Origin of the sequence: Aromatoleum toluolicum (genome assembly GCF_012911005.2) — a bacterium.
In the GTDB taxonomy this organism is placed as follows: domain Bacteria; phylum Pseudomonadota; class Gammaproteobacteria; order Burkholderiales; family Rhodocyclaceae; genus Aromatoleum; species Aromatoleum toluolicum.
The window spans coordinates 15,296-34,140 of record NZ_WTVS01000046.1; the positions used below are offsets into that span (position 1 = coordinate 15,296).

The window sequence follows — 18,845 nt, forward strand, 5'->3', positions numbered from 1 at the left end:
TCTCCTTCAGTCGCGGGGCTCGGCCAGTGGGGCCGGTTCGCGCGGTTCGGCCGACTGGGTGCGGCGCTCGGGGAAAAGGGAGAAGGTGCCGTGGCCCTTGGAGACATCGGCGCCGAAGGTGAAGCCGTTCTGGCCCTGGAAGCCGTGGTAGTCGTCGAGGCGGATCTCCTCGTGCGCGGTCGGCACGACGAAGCGGTCCTCGTAGTTGGCGATCGCGAGGTAGCGGTACATGTCCTTCGCGTTCTGCTCGGTGATGCCGGCGCGGTTGAGCGGACCCAGATCCGGTTCGCCATCGACGTGGATCGAGCGCATGTAGGAACGCATCGCCAGCAGGCGGTTGAGCGCGCTGGTGATGTACTCGGTCTTGCCCGCAGTGAGCAGGTTCGCGAGGTACTGCACCGGCAGGCGCATCGCCTCGGCCTTGGGGATCACGCCGTCGGATTCGGTCGGTAGCTTCTTCTGGTCGATCTGCGACTGCACCGGCGAGAGCGGCGGCACGTACCAGATCATCGGCAGCGTGCGGAACTCGGGGTGCAGCGGGAAGGCGATCTTCCACTCGACGGCCATCTTGTAGATCGGCGACTTCTGCGCGGCGTCGATCCAGCTCTGCGGCACGCCGTCCTTCAGCGCCTGGGCGATGATCGCGGGGTCGTACGGGTCGACGAAGAGGTCGAGGTGGGCCTTGTACAGGTCCTGCTCGTTGTCCGTCGAGGCGGCGTCCAGCAGCTTGTCGGCGTCATAAAGGATGATGCCGTTGTAGCGGATGCGGCCGACGCAGGATTCGGAACAGACCGTTGGCAGGCCGGATTCGACGCGCGGGTAGCAGCCGATGCACTTTTCGGCCTTGGACGATTCCCAGTTGAAGAACACCTTTTTGTACGGGCAGCCGGAGATGCACATGCGCCAGCCGCGGCAGCGGTCCTGGTCGGCGAGGACGATGCCGTCTTCCTCGCGCTTGTACATCGCGCCCGAGGGGCAGGAGGCGACGCAGGCGGGGTTGATGCAGTGGTTGCAGATGCGCGGCAGGTAGAGGTGGAAGGTGTTCTCGAACTGCTTGTACATCTCCTTCTGCATGTTGGCGAAGTTGGCGTCCTGCGAGCGCGCGGCGAATTCGCCGGCGAGGTCGTCCTCCCAGTTCGGGCCCCAGGTGATCTTGTCCATCTTTTCGCCGGTGATCTGCGACACCGGGCGCGCGGTCGGCGCGGCTTCCGACAGCGGCGCGTTGTGCAGGCGCGCATAGTCGTAGGTGAAGGGCTCGTAGTAGTCGTCGATCTCGGGCATGTTGGGGTTGGCGAAGATCTGCACGATCTTCTTCATCTTGCCGCCGGCCTTGAGCTCCAGCTTGCCGTTGACCTTCTCCCAGCCGCCTTTCCACTTCTCCTGGTTTTCCCAGTTCTTCGGGTAGCCGACGCCGGGCTTGGACTCGACGTTGTTGAACCAGGCGTACTCGATGCCCTTGCGGTTCGACCAGACGTTCTTGCAGGTCACCGAGCAGGTGTGGCAACCGATGCACTTGTCGAGGTTGAACACCATCGCGAATTGCGCGCGGATTTTCATTCGTATCTCCAAAATCTCAATGTCTCGTCCCCCGGAGGGAGGCGGGCGTTGCGTCCTTAGCAGGTTCCTTCCCCTTCAAGGGGAAGGACAGGATGGGGATGGGTTTCCAATTGGCGCTGCGGAGTCCACCCATCCCCACCCCAGCCCTCCCCTTGACGGGGAGGGGGCAAAACCTTGCCGACTCCTCGCTGCTTATTTCGCCCCGACCCCGACCGGGTTGCGCTGCGCTTCGCGTTCCGCCGTCAGCGGCCGCTCCAGCCAGTCGATGTCCTGGTCCTCGATCTTGTGCAGCACCACCATCTCGTCACGCTGGCAGCCCACCGTGCCGTAGTAGTTGAAGCTGTACGCGAGCTGGGCGTAGCCGCCGACCATGTTGGTGGGCTTCACGATCACGCGCGTCACCGAGTTCAGGATGCCGCCGCGCTTGCCGGTGGAGGGCGAGCCGGGCACGTTCACCGTCTTCTCCTGGGCGTGGTACATCAGCGCCATGCCGCGCGGCACACGCTGCGACACCACCGCGCGGGCCATCGTCGCGCCGTTGGCGTTGATCGCCTCGATCCAGTCGTTGTCCTTGAGGCCGATCTCCTTCGCGTCGTCCTCCGACACCCACACGTACGGGCCGCCACGGAACAGCGACAGCATGCGCAGGTTGTCCTGGTAGCTGGAGTGGATGCCCCACTTCGAGTGCGGCGTGATCCACGACAGCGTCAGGTGCGGCTTCCTGCGTACCGAGTCCGGGATCAGGTTCTGCGCCTTCATGTCGATCGGCGGACGGTAGGCGCAGAAGCCCTCGCCGAAGTCGAGGAACCACTCGTGATCCTGGTAGAAGTGGGCCCGGCCGGTGAGCGTGCGGAACGGGATGTGCTCGTGGATGTTGGTGTAGCCCGCGGTGTAGCTGACGGTCTCCGACTCGATCCCGGACCACGTCGGCGCGGTGATGATCTTGCGCGGCTGGGCCTGGATGTCGCGGAAGGTGATCTTGTCCTCGTGGCGGCCGGCGTACAGGTGGTGGTGGTCGATGCCGGTCTTCTTCGACAGGGCCGACCATGACTTGTGCGCGACTTCACCGTTGGTCTCGGGCGCCATGCGCATCACCGCGTCGCACACCGAGATGTCCTCTTCCAGCGAGGGCATGCCGAAGGAGACGCCGGGGATCTGCACCGTGTAGTTGCACTTCTTGAGCTCGTCGTACTCCTGCTCGGTGTTCCAGTCCAGGCCCTTGACGTTGTTGCCGAGCTTGGTCATGAGCGGCCCGAGCGCGATGTACTTCTTGTAGGTGTCGGCGAAGTTGCGCTCGACGACCTTCAGCAGCGGCATGGTCTTGCCCGGCACCGGCTCGCACTCGCCCTTCTTCCAGTCGCGCACCTGGCCGAGCGGCTGCGCCAGCTCGAACGGCGAGTCGTGTTGCATCGGCAGCGCGACGACGTCCTTGGCGACGCCCAGATGCTTCTCCGAAAGCTCCGAGAACGTCTTCGCGATCGTGCGGAAGATCTGCCAGTCCGACTTTGATTCCCAGCCCGGCGTAACGGCTTCGGACAGCGGGTGGATGAACGGGTGCATGTCGGTGGTGTTGAGGTCGTTCTTCTCGTACCACGTGGCCGTCGGCAGGATGATGTCGGAGTAGGCGCCGGTCGAATTCAGGCGGAAGTTGATGTCCACCATCAGGTCGAGTTTGCCGACGGGCGCTTCCTCGTGCCACTTCACTTCCTTCGTGCCCTTGCCGTCGCCGCCTTCCTGCAGCACGCCGTTCTGCGCGCCCAGCAGGTGCTTCAGGAAGTACTCGTGACCCTTGGCGGACGTGCCGATCAGGTTCGCGCGCCACACGAAGAGGTTGCGCGGCCAGTTCTCCTCGGCGTCCGGGTCGGCGAAGGCGACGTCGAGCTTGCCCGACTTCAGCTCGTCGACGATGTACTTCGCGATGCCGGCTTCATCGGTCGCGCCGGCCTTCTCGGCCTCTGCGACCAGTTCCAGCGGGTTGCGGTTGAAGTGCGGCGCCGACGGCAGCCAGCCCATGCGCGTCGCGGCGACGTTGTAGTCGGCGAGCTTGTAGCCCTTGTACTTGCCCTTCGCCGCCGGCTGCAGCAGCTCGTCGGCGTCGATGGTCTCGTAGCGCCACTGGTCGGTGTGGAAGTACCAGTACGAGGTCGAGTTCTGGTGGCGCGGCGGGCGCTGCCAGTCGGTCGCGAACGCGATCGGTGCCCAACCGGCCTGCGGGCGCAGCTTCTCCTGGCCCACGTAGTGCGCCCAGCCGCCGCCGCTCTGGCCGACGCAGCCGCACATGTGCAGCAGGTTCATGATCGACCGGTACTGCATGTCGTTGTGGTACCAGTGGTTGATCGCCGCGCCCATGATGATCATGGACTTGCCGCGCGTCTTCGCCGCGTTCTGCGCGAACTCGCGGCCGGTGCGCTCGATGTCGGCGGCCTTCACGCCGGTGACCTTGGAGGCCCAGGCCGGGGTGTAGGCGACGCTGGCGTCGTCGTAGGACTTGGCGACGTTCTTGCCGCCGAGGCCGCGGTCGATGCCGTACTGTGCGACCTGCAGGTCGAACACGGAGGCGACGAACACGGTTTCGCCGGACGCGAGCGTCAGCTTGCGAACCGGCACGTTGCGGTACAGCAGGCCCGGCTCGCCCGGCTGGAAGTGCGGGAAGCCGACCGACGCGACGTCATCGCGCTTGTCGATGCACGACAGCTCGGCATCGATCTCCTGCTGGTTCGCGGCATTCTTCGGCAGCAGGTTCCACTTGCCCTCCTCGCCCCAGCGGAAGCCGACCGAGCCGTTCGGCGCAACGTAGCAGTTCGTGCGCGCGTCGAAGACGATGGTCTTCCAGTCGGGGTTGTTCGTCTCGCCCAGCAGGTCGTCGAAGTCCGACGCGCGCAGGTTGCGGTCCGGCACGAAGGCGCCGTCGTGTGCGCGCAGGATCACCTGCATCGGCAGGTCGGTGTACTTCTGCGCGTACTCGATGAAGTACGGTTCCTGGCGCTCGATGAAGTATTCCTTCAGCGCGACGTGACCCATCGCGAGGAAGGCCGCCGCGTCCGTGCCCTGTTTCACCGGCATCCACAGGTCGGCGAACTTCACGTATTCCGCGTAGTCCGGCGCCATCGACACGATCTTCGCGCCCTTGTAGCGGACTTCGGTCGCGAAGTGCGCGTCCGGGGTGCGCGTCATCGGCAGGTTCGCGCCGGTGATGATCAGATAGGTCGAGTTGTACCAGTCGGCCGCTTCCGGCACGTCGGTCTGCTCGCCCCAAGTCTGCGGGCTCGCCGCGGGCAGGTCGCAGTACCAGTCGTAGAACGAGCCGCAGGCGGCGCCGATCAGCGACAGGTAGCGGGCGCCGGCCGCGTAGGAGATCATCGACATCGCGGGAATCGGCGAGAAGCCGTAGATGCGATCCGGGCCCCACTTCTTGATCGTGTAGATGTTCGCCGCGGCGATGATCTCGTTCACTTCCTGCCAGTCCGTGCGCACGAAGCCGCCCAGGCCGCGCACCTTCACGTACTTGTCGCGCTTGGTGTTGTCGGCCTGGATCGCCGCCCACGCCTCGACCGGATCCTTGCCCGTCTTGCGCTCGGCGCGATACAGCTCGAGCAGGCGCCCGCGGATCATCGGGTGCTTGATGCGGTGCGGCGAGTACAGGTACCACGAGAACGACGCGCCGCGCTGGCAGCCGCGCGGTTCATGGTTCGGCAGGTCCTCGCGGGTGCGCGGATAGTCGGTCTGCTGCATTTCGAACGACACCAAGCCGTTCTTGACGAAGATCTTCCACGAACAGCCGCCCGTGCAATTCACGCCGTGCGTCGAGCGCACGACCTTGTCATGGCGCCAGCGGTTGCGGTAAGCGTCTTCCCAGCCACGGTCCTCGTTGGTGACGATGCCGTGGCCGCCGGCGAAGGTGTCCTTCACCTTGTCGAAGAATTTCAGGCGGTCGAGAAAATGACTCATTGCTTGCTCCTGTGAATCCTGCTTTGCGTTTCGGTCGTTTTTCTGGAAGGGATGGGGTCAGGGGTTGCGGATGTATGCGTTCTTGCGCAGGTAGAACCACCAGTTGATGAGCACGCACAGCCCGTAGAACACCGCGAAGCCGTACATGGCGTTCTCCGGCGTGCCGGCCTTGATCTGCTGGCCGATGACCACCGGCGCGATGAAGGAGCCGTAGCCGCCGATCGCCGAGGTCCAGCCCAGCACCGGACCGCGCTGGTCCTGGTCGAAGACGAAGCCCACGGTGCGGAAGGTCGAGCCGTTGCCGATGCCGGAGGCGGCGAACAGCACGATGAAGAGCAGCATGAACACGAGGAAGTAGCTCTCCGGCGTGGCCGACTGGTAGGCGAGGTGCATCACGTAGCCGGTCACCGCGGAGGTGGCGACGAGCACGAAGGAGATCCACTGCGTGACGATCGAGCCGCCGAGCTTGTCGGAGATCCAGCCGCCCACCGGGCGGATCAGCGCGCCGACGAAGGGGCCGATCCACGCGAACATCAGCGCGGAGGGCGCGTTCGGGTTCTTCGCATGCACCCAGGCGCTGGTCGTCGGATCGAACACGTGCGTGTTGCCGAAGATCACCGTGATCGACAGCGGCAGCGCCATCGAGAAACCGATGAAGGAGCCGAAGGTCACCAGGTACAGCGCCGTCATCGACCACGTGTGCTTGTTGCGGAAGATCGCGAACTGCTTGTCGAGGTTGGCCTTCACGTCGCTCGTCGCGATCGCCTTCATCCCGAACAGCGTGCCGATGGTCACCAGCGGCGGCACCGCCCACATGCCGTTGCCCGACAGTAGGCCGAGGCCGCTGGGCGCGGGCAGGTAAAGGTAGAGGCCGATGCCCGACACCACCAGCGCCACGGTGTAGAGCGTCAGCACCTTGGCCATCGCCGCGCCGGTCGAGCCGATGTTGGGCGACACGGTCTTCAGGTTGTTGAGGCCGAACCAGCCCACCACCGCGAGCGGCACGAGCAGCAGCAACCAGATGAAGCCCGCGTTCTGCACGTAGGTCGGTGTGCCGGCGGCGATCTTGCCGATCAGCGTCGCGGAATCCTTCGCGAGCGGAATCGCGTCGCCACCCAGCGCGCCGAAGAGGCCCAGCGTCATCACGGCCGGGATCAGCAACTGCGAGGTCGTGACGCCGAAGTTGCCGAGACCGGCGTTCAGCCCTAGTGCGGTGCCCTGCAGGCGCTTCGGGAAGAAGGTGCTGATGTTCGCCATCGAACAGGCAAAGTTGCCGCCACCGATGCCCGACAGCAGCGCCATCAGCTGGAACACCCACAGCGGTGTGCTCTTGTCCTGCAGGGCGAGGCCGGTGCCGATGGCCGGGATCATCAGCAGCGCGGTGGTCAGCCACACCGTGTTGCGCCCGCCGCAGATGCGGATGAAGAAGGATGCCGGGATACGCAGCGTGGCGCCCGACAGGCCCGAGATCGCGGCGATCGAAAACAGCTGGTCGGGGGTGAAGGGGAAGCCCGCGTTCGCCATCTGCACCGTGATGATTCCCCACATCAGCCACACGGCGAAGCCGCACAGCAGGCTGGGGATCGAGATCCACAGGTTGCGATTGGCGACGCGCTTTCCTTCGCGCGCCCAGAAGGTCTCGTCCTCGGGACGCCAGTCGGCGATGTCCGCGCCGCGCGGGCGCTCGCCCGGGAGCACCCCCGCGGGCAGCGGGCCCGGGACCGGCGGTATCGGGCGGAGTTTTTCAGGGGCCATGGTTCCTCCTGTTTCAGGATTTCGTGTCGTTATCGGAATCACTTCGCGGTAGCCGCCGCGCCGCCGTGCATGACGTCGGTGCGCCGCACCTCGGTCCAGTACATCCAGATCAGCGACACCCAGGTCACGCCGTAGAGCAGCATGAAGGCGCTGGAGCGCACGCCGGTCAGGTCGAGGAGCGCCCCGAACATGATCGGCAGCAGGAAGCCGCCGAGGCCGCCGACGAGGCCGACGATCCCGGACACCGCGCCGATCTCGTGTGGGAATTCATCCGAGATGTATTTGAAGACGGACGCCTTGCCGAAGGCCCAGGCGACGCCGACGGTGAACATCAGCGCGGTGAAGAACCAGACGTTGTGGTGGATCGCGAAGGTCTTCGGGCCGGCCACGGTCATCACCGTGAATTCGGTGTGCGGATAGGACAGCAGGAACAGGCACACCCACGACACCCACATCACCCACCAAGTCACCTTGTGCGCGCCGAAGCGGTCCGAGAACCAGCCGCCCACGGCACGCAGCACGCCGCCCGGCAGCGAGAAACAGGCCGCGAGCAGGGCCGCCGTCTCGAGGCCCAGGCCGAACTCCGTGACGTAGTACTTGGTCATCCACAGCGCCAGCGCCACATAGCCGCCGAACACGATCGAGTAGTACTGGCAGTACTTCCACACGCGCGGGTTCTTCAGCACGCGCAACTGGTCGGCGAACTTCACGCTCGACGACACGCGGTGCTCGGGGTCTTCGTAGGTAAACAGCCAGAACGCGATCGCGACCGCCAGCATCGCCAGCGCGAACGCCTTGGGCACGAACTCCCATCCGAAGGCGACGACCAGCACCGGCGCGACCAGTTTGGTCACCGCCGCGCCGGAGTTGCCGGCGCCGAACACGCCCATCGCGAAGCCCTGGTTCTTGCGCTCGAACCAGCGCGCGCAGTACGCGATGCCGACCGAGAACGAGCCGCCGGCGAGGCCGACGAAGAGGCCCGCGAGCAGGAAATGCCAGTACGCCGTCGCCTGGCTGATCAGCCAGATCGGCACGACCGTCGCCACCATCAGCGCGAAGAACACCAGGCGGCCGCCGAGCTTGTCGGTCAGCATGCCGAGGGGCAGGCGCACCAGCGCGCCGGTCAGCACGGGGGTCGCCGCGAGCAGGCCGAACTGGGTTTCATTGAGGCCCAGCTGGGCCTTGATCGGAATCCCGATCACGGCGAAAAGCATCCATGCCGCAAAACACATCGTGAATGCGGTCGTGCTCATCACCAGAACGGAGAACTGCTTGCGGCGTTGCGAGGCCATCTTCCTCATCCTCCAGGGCGGAGCGCACTGCGCTCCATGCTGGAAGCAAGGTTATGCCCCGCGACGACCGGCGAACATTCGCCGAAAGCAGGGGTTGAAGAACTAGTGGGGTGTCGGCGGGACTAGTACTTCGGAACTAGTCTGTGGCACTCAAGATAAATCTATGTAGTCCGCTGGGGCACCTTGTTCCTCCCTTCAAGGGGGAGGGAGCAAAGCTCAGGCGGCGTGCGCCCGCCGATAGTTGCCGAGCACCTTGACGATGTTCGCGAGAAGGAAGGCGAACTCGGCGACGACGAGCAGTCCGGCGAGGCGGATGAGCCACGCATTGCCGACGGACGCCGCCACCAGCAGGGCGGCGAGCGCGACGGCGTGCAGGGCCAGATGACGCCGAATCGGCGAGTCCGGCTGCAGCTTCTTCATGTTCGGCGCCTTGCCGACGTCCTGGGTGAGGTGCAGCCACGCCAGGAACGGGATGATCTTGTACAGCATGCCGACGATCACGCTGACGAAGCCGCCGTGCAGGATCAGTATCCCGGCGAGGAGGGGCCAGACCTGATGCTCCGAATGCTGTGCGACCAGCACGCTGGCGAGTCCCGCGATGAAACTCCCCATCCCGATCTGGAAGGCGCGCATCGTCATGTCGGGCACCGAGCGCCGCGATTGCCGCTGCAGCTTCAGTGTGTGCACCGCGAACAGCACGCACAGCGCCGCGAGCACGGCCGACAGCGCGAACTCCGCGGAGCCCAGCTCGCCATACACGGCCGCGCTCCACACCAGCAGTACCGCACCCGTCCCCATCGCCCAGAAGCGGGTGAGGGGCGCCGGGTAGTTCGGTGTGATCTGGAACATCGGCACGACGACCCAGCTCGCCGCCGCAAGCAGGACGCCGGACCCGCCCAGCAGGGCCCAGCCGATGTGCAACTTCAGCACGGTCAGCAGCGGCAGATCGAGTCGGCCGCCGAGCGCCAGCGCCAGGGTGATGCCCAGCGCGACGGCGACCGCGAAGCCGAGCAGCGCGATGCGCAGGTCCCGCGGCGTCGCCTGTGCCACGGGAATCCGCCGCAGCCCGAGAAAGGCCGCGACGACGAACAGCGCGAGCCCTCCCCCGATCAACACCGTTGCCGGCATCAGAAACCCATGCGAGCCGCTGCCCAGCCCCCACGCCAGACACAGCGCGCCGATCGTCATCGCCAGATGCACGATCGTCGAGACCAGTCCCGAACGTGGGATCACCGCCCCCGCGACCACCGGCAAGACCTGGAACAGCGCCCCCAGCATCACCGTCAACATGAACCCGACGGCCACCAGGTGCGTCACAGCCAGCGCACCGGGCGTCCACCGCGAATCCAGCAGTTCCGGCGCGGCCAGCAGGGCCGCTCCGGCCGCGGCGCCGAAGAGCGGGGCGGTGATGAAGAAACGCAGCGGCGTCGAGAAGGCCGGCGCCGCGTCGTAGCTGAGGGTCTGTCCGTCAGGAATCATGGATTCAGGATGTCGATCTCGACGACGCCGTCGTCGCGGATGCGGCTTTCGTGCTTGTAGCCGTCGCGGTCCAGGATGCGGAACAGCGGATGGGGCATGCGGTCGAGCAGCAGCAACAGGCTCTCGCCCTTCGGCAGATCCGCCAGTGCGTCCATCACCAGTTCGAAAGGCTGCGGTGGTTCCAGACCGCGCGCGTCTACAGTTTTCTTCATCAGGCCCTCGCGTGCAGGCGCTCGCTCAACCCGTTCGCGACGTCCGTGCCGGACAGGTGCGAGTCGCACATGGGATAAAGGATATTCTCTTCCTTCATGTTGTGCTGCTGCATCAGGATCAGCAGCGTCTCCGCCTCGCCGGCGTAATCGTCCTTGTCCTTGTTGGCGAGTGCGTCGCGCATGCGGGTGAGCGCGCTGCGCATCTCGGCGTGCTCGCCGCGCATCACCTTCGTCGGGCCCTCGGTCATCCCGGTGGCGGCCTCGAACTTCGGGAAGAGGAGGGATTCCTCGGCTTCGAAGTGACCTTCCAACTCGCTGGCGAACTGCGCCAGGGCAGCGCTCGCCTCGTCCCACTTGCCCTTGGCCACGGCCGTTTCGGCCCGGGCAAAGGACTCGTCGCAGTGGCGGTGGTCGTCGGTCATCAGGGAAGTGATCTGGCTCATGGTCTCGGGTCTCCTGTGTGGGTGGATGAATTCTCCCAATTCCAGCAGGGTGATCCTTGATGCGTGTCAAACCGTTCGTGTGTCCAATCAATTCGCCGCGATGAGCCGCTCCGGCCGCCGGTGAAACCGATGCGATGCCAATGAAATCCGGAAACATTTCGTTCCATGCCGGCAACAAGCAAGCGGTGCAAGATCTAGAAATGGCGCGGCCGCGATACACTCTCGCGCATCGGCCTGCTAGATTGATGTCATGGGTCGAACGGGTGGTCCGGTCATGGGGAGTTCTCTTGGAGGCAGTGAATGTCCGTTGAGGTACAGGCACGCAGTTCGCGATTCGATCCTGCCCGCCTGAAGCGTCTGGCGAAGTGGGCGGTTGGCGCCGTCCTCGTGATCGCCGTGCTCGGCTTCCTGGTGGCACCTCCACTGGTGCGCCATTTCGGGCAGAAGATCGCATCCGACGCGCTTGGGCGCCAGATCACCATCCAGGACATCGACATCAACCCGTTCGCGCTCACCGTCACCGCAACGGGTCTCGACATCGCCGAGGCCGACGGGCAGCCCGGCGCGTTCTCGTTCCGCTCGCTGTATGCGAACCTCGAAGGCGAGTCGATCTTCCGCGGCGCCCCCGTGTTGCGCGAGATACGCCTCGAGGCGCCGCGCGTCAATTTCGTGCGTCTCGACGAAACCCGCCACAACTGGAGCGACGTGCTGGAGCTGCTCGCCGCGCGTCCGAAACCGGAGGATGACGAGCCGGCGCTGTTCTCGCTCAACAACATCCAGCTCGTCGATGGCGCGGTGTACGTCGAGGACCGGCTGGTCGGGGTCAAGAACGAGGTCACCGACCTCACCATCGGCATGCCCTTCGTCTCCAATCTGCCGGTCAAGATCGAGCTCTTCATCGAGCCGGTCGTCTCCGCGCACATCAACGGGCGTCCGCTGCAGCTCGTCGGACGCACCCGTCCCTTTGCGAACGACCGCGACACCATCCTCGAGCTCAAGCTCGACGGCTTCGACTTCACGCCCTATACCGCCTACCTGCCATTCAAGTCGGCATTCCGCTTGCCCGAAGGCCGCGTATCGACCGATCTCGAACTCGCCTTTTCGCAAGCCGCCGACGAAACGCCGAAGGTTGTGCTGAAAGGTTCGGTCGATTTCGCCTCGATCACGCTGCAGGACGCGAATGGCGCCCCGCTGCTCGGCATCCCCACGCTCTCGCTCGGCCTTGCCGACGTGCAGCCCCTCGCACGCAAGTTCCATCTCGACCGCCTCGAAATCGGGCAGCCGACCGTGAACGTCGTGCGCCTCGCCAACGGGCGGCTGAATTTCCAGGAGATCCTGCCGCCGCCATCAGCGGACAAACCCGCCGCAGCCCCGCCTGAGACGGGCGCCCAAGCGGCGGGTAGCCCGCCGGATGCAGCACCTCCCGCACCCCCCGCGGCGGCACCGGCTGCGCCCGAGCCGCTGCTGTTCACCCTCGACAACGCGAAGATCACCGGCGCGACGATCCACGTAGAAGACCGCGCCGCGGGCGGTCCCGACAGCGGCGGCGAGCCTTTCCGCACCGAGATCAAGGATCTGCAGTTAGAGGCACGCAACCTCAGCACCGCGCCGGACGCGGTCGCCGAACTCGCCCTCGACTTCACCACCGACGCCGGAGAAAAGAGCAGCCACCGCGACCGCGTTCGTCTCAACCCGCTCGAAGTCGAGGGGCGTGTCGCCGCCGAGAACTTCCTCGTCTCGCGCTACCTGCCTTACTACGGTGCGCAGCTTCCGGGCGGCGACGTCCGTGGCGGACGCGCCGACGCGACCGTGCAGTACAAGGTGAAGATGGCCGGCGACGAGCCGCAGATCGACCTGCTCGCCGAGGCGCTCGTGCTGCGCGAATTCGAGCTCGCGCTCAAGGGGCAGAAGCAGCCCGTCGCGAAGCTCGCGCGTTTCGCCGCAAGTGACGTCAAGGTCGTGCCGGCCGACCGCGCGGTGAGCGTCGGCAGCGTCGAATCGAGCGGTGCCGCCTTCGCGGCGGTCAGGGACAAACAGGGCAGGCTCGACGTCCTCGGCCTCCTCGGCGAAGCCAGGCCGGACAAGGCCGCACCGGCGGCAAAGCCTGCCAGGACCGCGAAGCCGGCAAAGGGCGGCAAACCGCAGGCCGCCGACGACGGGGCGGCCAAGCCCTGGGCCGTGACCGTGAACAAGCTCGCGCTCGACGACTGGTCGGCGCGCTTCGAGGACCGCACCCAGGGCACGCCCATCGTGCTGCTCGCCGAAGCGATCAAGCTCGGCGCGGAAGGCATCAGCACGGTGAAGGGCTCCACGGCCAAGCTCGACCTCGCCGCGCGCGTCAATAAGCGCGGCAGCGTCGGCGTGAAGGGCGTCGTCGGCATGGAACCGCTCAAGGGCGACCTCAGCCTCGACCTGAAGGCCGTCGACCTCCTCCCGCTGCAGCCCTATGTCGTCGAACAGCTCAATATCGCCATCTCGCGCGGCAACCTCGGCACGCGCGGCAAGCTGGCGTTCGAGCAGGTGCGGGACGGCAGCCTCAAGGCGAGCTTCCGCGGCGATGTCGGGGTCGATAACTTCGCGTCCATCGACAAGAACCACGCCGCGGACTTCCTGCGCTGGAAGAAACTCGCCGTCACCGGCATCGACTTCCGCCTCGCGCCGCTCGCAGTCGCCGTCAACGAGATCTCGCTGAGCGACTTCTACACCCGCCTGATCCTCGACGAACAGGGCCGGCTCAACCTGCGCGAGATCCGTCATCGCGATACGCCCGAAGGCGCGCAGCCTGCCACTGCGCCGGCAGCAGGCGAAGCGCCGACCACTCAGGGGCCTGCAGCATCCGGCAAGGCCGAAGCGACGGTCCCGCCGCCGAGCGAACCGCCGCCGCCGATTTCCATCGGCAAGATCGCGATCAAGCAGGGCAACATCGAGTTCAGCGACCGATTCATTCGCCCGAACTACGATGCCAACCTCACCGGCATGGAGGGTGAGCTCGTCGGGCTGTCGTCGGACCCGTCGACCATCGCCAAGCTCGACCTGCGCGGCAAGGTCGACAATGCCGCCCCCGTCACCGTCACCGGCCAGCTCAACCCCTTCCGGCAGGACCGCTATCTCGACATCGCCGCAACGGTGAAGGATTTCGAACTCACCGCCATCTCCGCATATTCCGGCAAATACGTCGGCTACGGCATCCAGAAGGGCAAGCTGTCCGCCGATCTGCATTACAAGATCGAGGACCGCAAGCTCACCGCGACCAACCGCGTCTTCCTCGACCAGCTCACCTTCGGCGACAAGGTCGACAGTCCCACGGCACTCGACCTGCCGGTGCAGCTCGCGGTGTCGCTGCTGAAGAACGGCCGCGGCGAGATCGACCTCAACATGCCCATCGGCGGCTCGCTCGACGACCCCGAATTCAGCGTCGCCGGCATCGTCTTCAAGGCCATCATCAACCTTATCGGCAAGGCGTTGACGGCACCGTTCGCGCTGCTCGGTTCGATGTTTGGCGGCGGCGAGGAGCTGTCCTATCTTGAATTCGCGCCCGGTCGCGCCAGCCTCGATACGGCAACCACCGAGAAGGTCGCGACGCTCGCGCGCGCCCTGGCCGACCGGCCGGCCCTGAAGCTGGAAATCACCGCCCACGCCGACCCCGCCACCGATCCGGATGGCATCCGCCGTGTGCAGATGGAGCGCAGCGTCAAGGCTGCGAAGCTCAAGGATATGGTACGCAAGGGCGAAGAGGCGCCGTCGCTCGACGAGCTGACGTTGACGCAGGAGGAGTACGCCACCTGGCTCAGGAATGTCTATCGCGACGCCGACTTCAAGCGCCCGCGCAATGCGATCGGCCTGCTCAAGGATCTGCCCGTGGAGGAAATGGAAGCGCTCATCCTCGCCAACACCAACGTGGACCACGAGGCGCTGCGTCAGCTCGCCCTGCAGCGCGGCCAGGTGGTCAAGGACAAGCTGCTCGAGGACGGCAAGGTTTCCGCCGAGCGGATCTTCCTGCTCAGCCCGAAGATCGAGGCGGCGGGCGGCGACAAGGCGGGCGAGGAGGGCGCCTCACGGCGCGCGATGTTCTCGCTGAAGTGACGGGGCTGCGGCACCCGTACGTGCGCAACAACCGGAGACGATCATGATTCCGAAACTCGCTGACGACCAACGTGCTGCCGCGCTTGCTACGCTGCCCGACTGGGCGCTCGTGCCCGGCCGCGACGCGATCACGCGCAGCGTCCGCTTCAAGGACTTCAACGCCGCTTTCGCGTTCATGGCGCGCGTCGCCCTGAAGGCGGAAAAGATGGACCATCACCCGGAATGGTTCAACGTGTATAACCGCGTCGACATCACCCTGTCGACGCACGACGCCGGGGGGCTGACCGATCGCGACATCGCGCTCGCCCGCTTCATCGACCAGGTCATGGCGGGAAGCTGAAAAACGATGCCCCGGCCGAGGCCGGGGCGGTTCGGGGATCAGGCTGCGGCGAGTGCCTGATCCAGGTCCGCGATCAGGTCATCGACGTGCTCGATGCCGACCGACAGGCGGATCATGTCTTCGGTCACGCCAGCGCGCACCAGTTCCTCGGGCGAGAGCTGGCGGTGCGTCGTCGACGCCGGATGGCAGGCGAGCGACTTGCAGTCGCCGATGTTCACGAGGCGCGTCACCAGCTTCAGCGCGTCCTGGAAGCGACCGCCGCCCTCGCGGCCGCCCTTGACGCCGAAATTCAGGATGCCCGAAGCGCGCCCGCCCATGTAGCGCTGCACCAGCGGGTAGTCCTTGTGCTCTTCGAGGCCCGCGTAGTTCACCCAGCTCACCTTCGGGTGATTGGTGAGATGGCGTGCGATCTTCACCGCGTTCTCGCAGATTCGGTCCATGCGCAGCGCCAGGGTCTCGATGCCCTGCAGGATGAGGAAGGCATTGAACGGCGAGATCGCCGCGCCCATGTTGCGCAGCGGCACCACGCGCGCACGCGCGATGTAGGCCGCCGGCCCCAGCGCCTCCGTATACACGACGCCGTGATACGACACGTCCGGTTCGTTGAGGCGCTTGAAGCGTTCCTTGTGCTCGGCCCACGGGAACTTGCCCGAATCGACGATGATGCCGCCGATCGAGTTGCCGTGGCCGCCGAGGTACTTGGTCAGCGCATGCACGACGATGTCGGCGCCATGCTCGAACGGACGGCACAGGTAGGGCGAGGGCACGGTGTTGTCGACGATCACCGGCACACCGTGGCGATGGGCCACTTCGGCGAGCTTCTCGAAGTCGGTGATGTTGCCGAGCGGGTTGCCGACCGATTCGCAAAACACCGCCTTGGTGCGGGCGTCGATCAGGCGCTCGAAGGCGTCGGGATCGCGGTAGTCGGCGAAACGCACCTCGATGCCGTACTGCGGCAGCGTGTGCGCGAATAGGTTGTAGGTGCCGCCGTACAGGGTGCTGGAGGTGACGATGTTGTCGCCGGCCTCGGCGATCGTCTGGATCGACGCGGTGATCGCCGCCATGCCCGAGGCCACCGCCAGTGCCGCAATGCCTCCCTCCATCGCCGCGACGCGCTTTTCCAGCACATCCTGGGTCGGGTTCATGATGCGGGTGTAGATGTTGCCCTGCACCTTCAGGTCGAACAGGTCCGCGCCGTGCTGCGTGTCGTCGAATGCGTAGGACGTCGTCTGGTAGATCGGTACCGCCACCGCCTTGGTGGTCGGATCGGGCGTGTAACCGCCGTGCACGGCAAGCGTTTCGAGTTTCATGCGTTCATCCCGGGTGGTTGGCGAGGTTCGGTTGCAGACGGAAAAGTATAGCCAGCGCGCGAGGCTTGAAAAAGACGGATTTCTGAAATGCTTATGACCATACCCGAATCGGGCAAGTCGGTATGAATATGTTGCAATCCCCCTGTTGAACGCCTATGTTGGATATTGCTAATATGAAACGCTGTTGAAAACAATGATTCACCGGGCTGTAACATCCCGGATGGATACTGAAAAAAAGGAGGGAGAGGAATGGACGCTGCAACGGCGATTCAGGGCAAGGTCGCAACCTGGCTGGAGCTTGCGGTGGCCCCCGACTGGCGTCGGGAGCAATGCAAGATCAAGGTGCACGCGGTCGGACCGCGCGACGGCACCTGCTATGCGATTTCGATGGACGGGCGCTGGCTGTGCGCCGGCTCGGGCGAACTGACGGTATTCCACGGCCTGAGCGCTGCGCTGCACTTCCTCAAGCTGATGCGCATCGAGGACTTCGAGCCGGGCGAGCCGACCGGCATGCCCGCCGTCGGCACGGGGAATCACTACTGCATGTGTACCGACGATGCGCAGCGGCTCCTGCCGTGCAACTGCGCAAACCGGCGCTGCGCCACCCATTAAGGCGCGCTCGCCAGCGCAACGCGAAACAGGCCGCGGGCCGCATTCGACAACAGGATTGCCCGGGCGCGTGACAGGTCCGCCCGGGTCAGGCATTGCTCGCGTGCCTTCCCCTCGTCGAGCAGCTTGCGCCGATACACCCCGTCCAGCACGCCGCAGTGCAGCGGCGGGGTGAGCAGGCAGTCTCCGCCGAGATCCAGATACACATTGGTGCGGGCTCCTTCCGCAAGTTCGTCGCGTTCGTTGAAGAACAGCGTGTCGAAGTGCCCGTGCGCCATCGCGGCGTTCAGTTCCGCATCGTAAAGCTCGCGCGCGGTCGTCTTGTGGTGCAGCAGGGGATCCCGGCTCGATATCCTGCGCTGCGAAATAACGACGGTCGGTGTCGCCGCCGCGCCGTCTCCGAGGGCGCCCGCCGATAGCGCGAAACTGCCGTCGGCGGCGAGCTCGACGCGCACGCGCTGCGGGCCGCTGAGCTCCTTCGCCTTGTCGATCAGCGCGCGCCGGATCGCGTCGATGTCCAGCGCGAAACCGAATGCCGCGGCGGATCGGACGAGTCGTCCGAAGTGACGGTCCAGCAGCGGATAGGGCTCGGCCGCAGCCGGCTCGCAGCGCAGCGTTTCGATGAGGCCGAAGGCCGACCGGAGATCGGTCAGGAAACGACCCTTGAGCAGTGACTCGGCCCATTCGGCAGCCGGCTCGGAATCGGCGACGATGCCGCTGCCCAGACCGAGCTGTGCATCGCCGTCGCGCCCCACCTCCAGCGTGCGGATCGGCACGCTGAAGCGGAAGTCGCCGTCGGGCGCGATCCATCCCAGCGCGCCGCAGTAGATGCCGCGCGGTGCGGCCTCGAGTTCGTGGATGATCTGCATCGCCCGGATCTTCGGTGCGCCGGTGACCGAGCCGCACGGAAACAGCGCGCGGAACACCTCCACGAGGCTCGCCGTAACCGGTTCGGCAACGACCGTCGAAGTCATCTGCCACACACTCGGATAGGGCTCGATCTCGCACAGCCGTTCGACCCGCACGCCGCCGCTGGGTGCGAGACGGCCCAGGTCGTTGCGGATCAGGTCCACGATCATGATGTTCTCGGCGCGATTCTTCTCCGACGAGGCGAGTGCCGCGGGATCGCTGTCACGCGCCGCGGTGCCCTTCATCGGACGGCAGCTCAGGCGATCGCCGCGACGTTCCACGAACAGCTCGGGCGAGCGCGAGAGTATTGCCCCGTCGGTATGTTGGATCAGCGCCCCGTGCCGTACCGGCTGCGCCGCGCGCAGGGCACGGTAAAAGGCCAGAGGGGAGCCGTAGAGCCGTCCGCGCAGCGCGAAGGTGAAGTTCACCTGGTAGCAGTCGCCGGCGGCGATGTAGGCGCGGATCCGTTCGACGGCGCGGCCGTAGTCTTCCTCCGCGATTTCGCGCTGCAGGTCCATCAGCCCGCCAAGTCGTGTGTGCTCGTCGCACCGGGCCAGCGTCGCGGCGATGCGCCCGTCGGTTTCGGCCGCGGACAGCCGTTCGGCCCGGCCGTACACCCATGCCGTCAGGAGCGGGGCGCCGTCGTCGTGCAGCAACCCGCGCAGGCGGGGTTCGAGCGCTTGCCCCAGTTCGTAACAGGCAGCAACCGCCACCCATTTCCCGCGCCGGCGAGCACGCTCGATGGCGTCGAAGGTGTTGTCGAGCTCGCCTGCGCCCATGCAGCGGATGGTCTCCTCCGGCTCGGACAGCAGAAGGTCGCCGTGGCCGTGCTGGTTGTCGTCGAACAGGGCGAATTCATGTGCGGAGTCGATCATTGTTGCGCGGGTTGCGGCGGAGGTCGGGAAGCG

General features: G+C 65.8%; 11 protein-coding genes and 1 pseudogene. 3 read left to right on the top strand and 9 right to left on the bottom strand.

Annotation, left to right across the window (positions count from 1 at the left end):
• Positions 1 to 6 precede the first annotated feature (6 nt).
• The 7 genes from narH to GPA27_RS19285 form a co-directional block, all read right to left on the bottom strand.
• Positions 7 to 1,557: a nitrate reductase subunit beta gene (gene narH, locus GPA27_RS19255; protein WP_169142110.1), complete on the bottom strand. Its 1,551-nt coding sequence runs from the start codon at positions 1,555 to 1,557 to the stop codon at positions 7 to 9.
• 192 nt (positions 1,558 to 1,749) lie between these two features.
• Positions 1,750 to 5,505: a nitrate reductase subunit alpha gene (locus tag GPA27_RS19260; RefSeq protein WP_169142111.1), complete on the bottom strand. Its 3,756-nt coding sequence runs from the start codon at positions 5,503 to 5,505 to the stop codon at positions 1,750 to 1,752.
• A gap of 57 nt (positions 5,506 to 5,562) precedes the next feature.
• Complete coding sequence (locus GPA27_RS19265) at positions 5,563 to 7,260, bottom strand: MFS transporter (protein WP_211165109.1); 1,698 nt, start codon at positions 7,258 to 7,260, stop codon at positions 5,563 to 5,565.
• A gap of 38 nt (positions 7,261 to 7,298) precedes the next feature.
• Positions 7,299 to 8,552 (bottom strand): MFS transporter, encoded by a 1,254-nt coding sequence (locus tag GPA27_RS19270; RefSeq protein ID WP_169142112.1) that lies wholly within the window; start codon positions 8,550 to 8,552, stop codon positions 7,299 to 7,301.
• A gap of 216 nt (positions 8,553 to 8,768) precedes the next feature.
• The gene (locus tag GPA27_RS19275; protein ID WP_169142113.1) at positions 8,769 to 10,031 is read right to left on the bottom strand and encodes a GumC domain-containing protein; all 1,263 of its coding nucleotides are present in this window, start codon (positions 10,029 to 10,031) and stop codon (positions 8,769 to 8,771) included.
• Positions 10,028 to 10,243: a DUF2249 domain-containing protein gene (locus GPA27_RS19280; protein WP_050415893.1), complete on the bottom strand. Its 216-nt coding sequence runs from the start codon at positions 10,241 to 10,243 to the stop codon at positions 10,028 to 10,030. The genes GPA27_RS19275 and GPA27_RS19280 overlap by 4 nt, the downstream gene beginning before the upstream one ends.
• Positions 10,243 to 10,686 (bottom strand): hemerythrin domain-containing protein, encoded by a 444-nt coding sequence (locus GPA27_RS19285; RefSeq protein WP_169142114.1) that lies wholly within the window; start codon positions 10,684 to 10,686, stop codon positions 10,243 to 10,245. Before GPA27_RS19285 ends, GPA27_RS19280 begins: the two co-directional genes overlap by 1 nt.
• A 300-nt stretch (positions 10,687 to 10,986) precedes the next feature.
• Here GPA27_RS19285 and GPA27_RS19290 point away from each other — a divergent pair, with 300 nt between their 5' ends.
• Entirely contained in the window at positions 10,987 to 14,769 is a 3,783-nt protein-coding gene (locus GPA27_RS19290) for a DUF748 domain-containing protein (protein ID WP_169142115.1), read from the top strand.
• Positions 14,770 to 14,806: 37 nt separating this feature from the next.
• Positions 14,807 to 15,109: pseudogene (locus GPA27_RS19295) on the top strand (4a-hydroxytetrahydrobiopterin dehydratase); the annotation flags it as partial.
• 38 nt (positions 15,110 to 15,147) lie between these two features.
• Here the strand turns inward: GPA27_RS19295 and GPA27_RS19300 are convergent.
• A complete protein-coding gene (locus GPA27_RS19300) occupies positions 15,148 to 16,419 on the bottom strand; it encodes a bifunctional O-acetylhomoserine aminocarboxypropyltransferase/cysteine synthase (protein ID WP_169142117.1) in 1,272 nt (423 codons plus the stop codon).
• Positions 16,420 to 16,668: 249 nt separating this feature from the next.
• On the opposite strand from GPA27_RS19300, the gene GPA27_RS19305 reads away from it, so the two are divergent.
• Complete coding sequence (locus GPA27_RS19305) at positions 16,669 to 17,031, top strand: hypothetical protein (RefSeq protein WP_169142118.1); 363 nt, start codon at positions 16,669 to 16,671, stop codon at positions 17,029 to 17,031.
• On the opposite strand, the gene pabB is transcribed toward GPA27_RS19305, so the two are convergent.
• Entirely contained in the window at positions 17,028 to 18,812 is a 1,785-nt protein-coding gene (gene pabB / locus GPA27_RS19310) for an aminodeoxychorismate synthase component I (RefSeq protein WP_169142119.1), read from the bottom strand. The genes GPA27_RS19305 and pabB overlap by 4 nt on opposite strands.
• Positions 18,813 to 18,845 lie beyond the last annotated feature (33 nt).

Coding starts and splice junctions, on each gene's coding strand:
- narH (WP_169142110.1), bottom strand. CDS start 1,557: ATGAAAATCCGCGCGCAATTCGCGATGGTGTTCAACCTCGACAAGTGC.
- GPA27_RS19260 (WP_169142111.1), bottom strand. CDS start 5,505: ATGAGTCATTTTCTCGACCGCCTGAAATTCTTCGACAAGGTGAAGGAC.
- GPA27_RS19265 (WP_211165109.1), bottom strand. CDS start 7,260: ATGGCCCCTGAAAAACTCCGCCCGATACCGCCGGTCCCGGGCCCGCTG.
- GPA27_RS19270 (WP_169142112.1), bottom strand. CDS start 8,552: ATGGCCTCGCAACGCCGCAAGCAGTTCTCCGTTCTGGTGATGAGCACG.
- GPA27_RS19275 (WP_169142113.1), bottom strand. CDS start 10,031: ATGATTCCTGACGGACAGACCCTCAGCTACGACGCGGCGCCGGCCTTC.
- GPA27_RS19280 (WP_050415893.1), bottom strand. CDS start 10,243: ATGAAGAAAACTGTAGACGCGCGCGGTCTGGAACCACCGCAGCCTTTC.
- GPA27_RS19285 (WP_169142114.1), bottom strand. CDS start 10,686: ATGAGCCAGATCACTTCCCTGATGACCGACGACCACCGCCACTGCGAC.
- GPA27_RS19290 (WP_169142115.1), top strand. CDS start 10,987: ATGTCCGTTGAGGTACAGGCACGCAGTTCGCGATTCGATCCTGCCCGC.
- GPA27_RS19300 (WP_169142117.1), bottom strand. CDS start 16,419: ATGAAACTCGAAACGCTTGCCGTGCACGGCGGTTACACGCCCGATCCG.
- GPA27_RS19305 (WP_169142118.1), top strand. CDS start 16,669: ATGGACGCTGCAACGGCGATTCAGGGCAAGGTCGCAACCTGGCTGGAG.
- pabB (WP_169142119.1), bottom strand. CDS start 18,812: ATGATCGACTCCGCACATGAATTCGCCCTGTTCGACGACAACCAGCAC.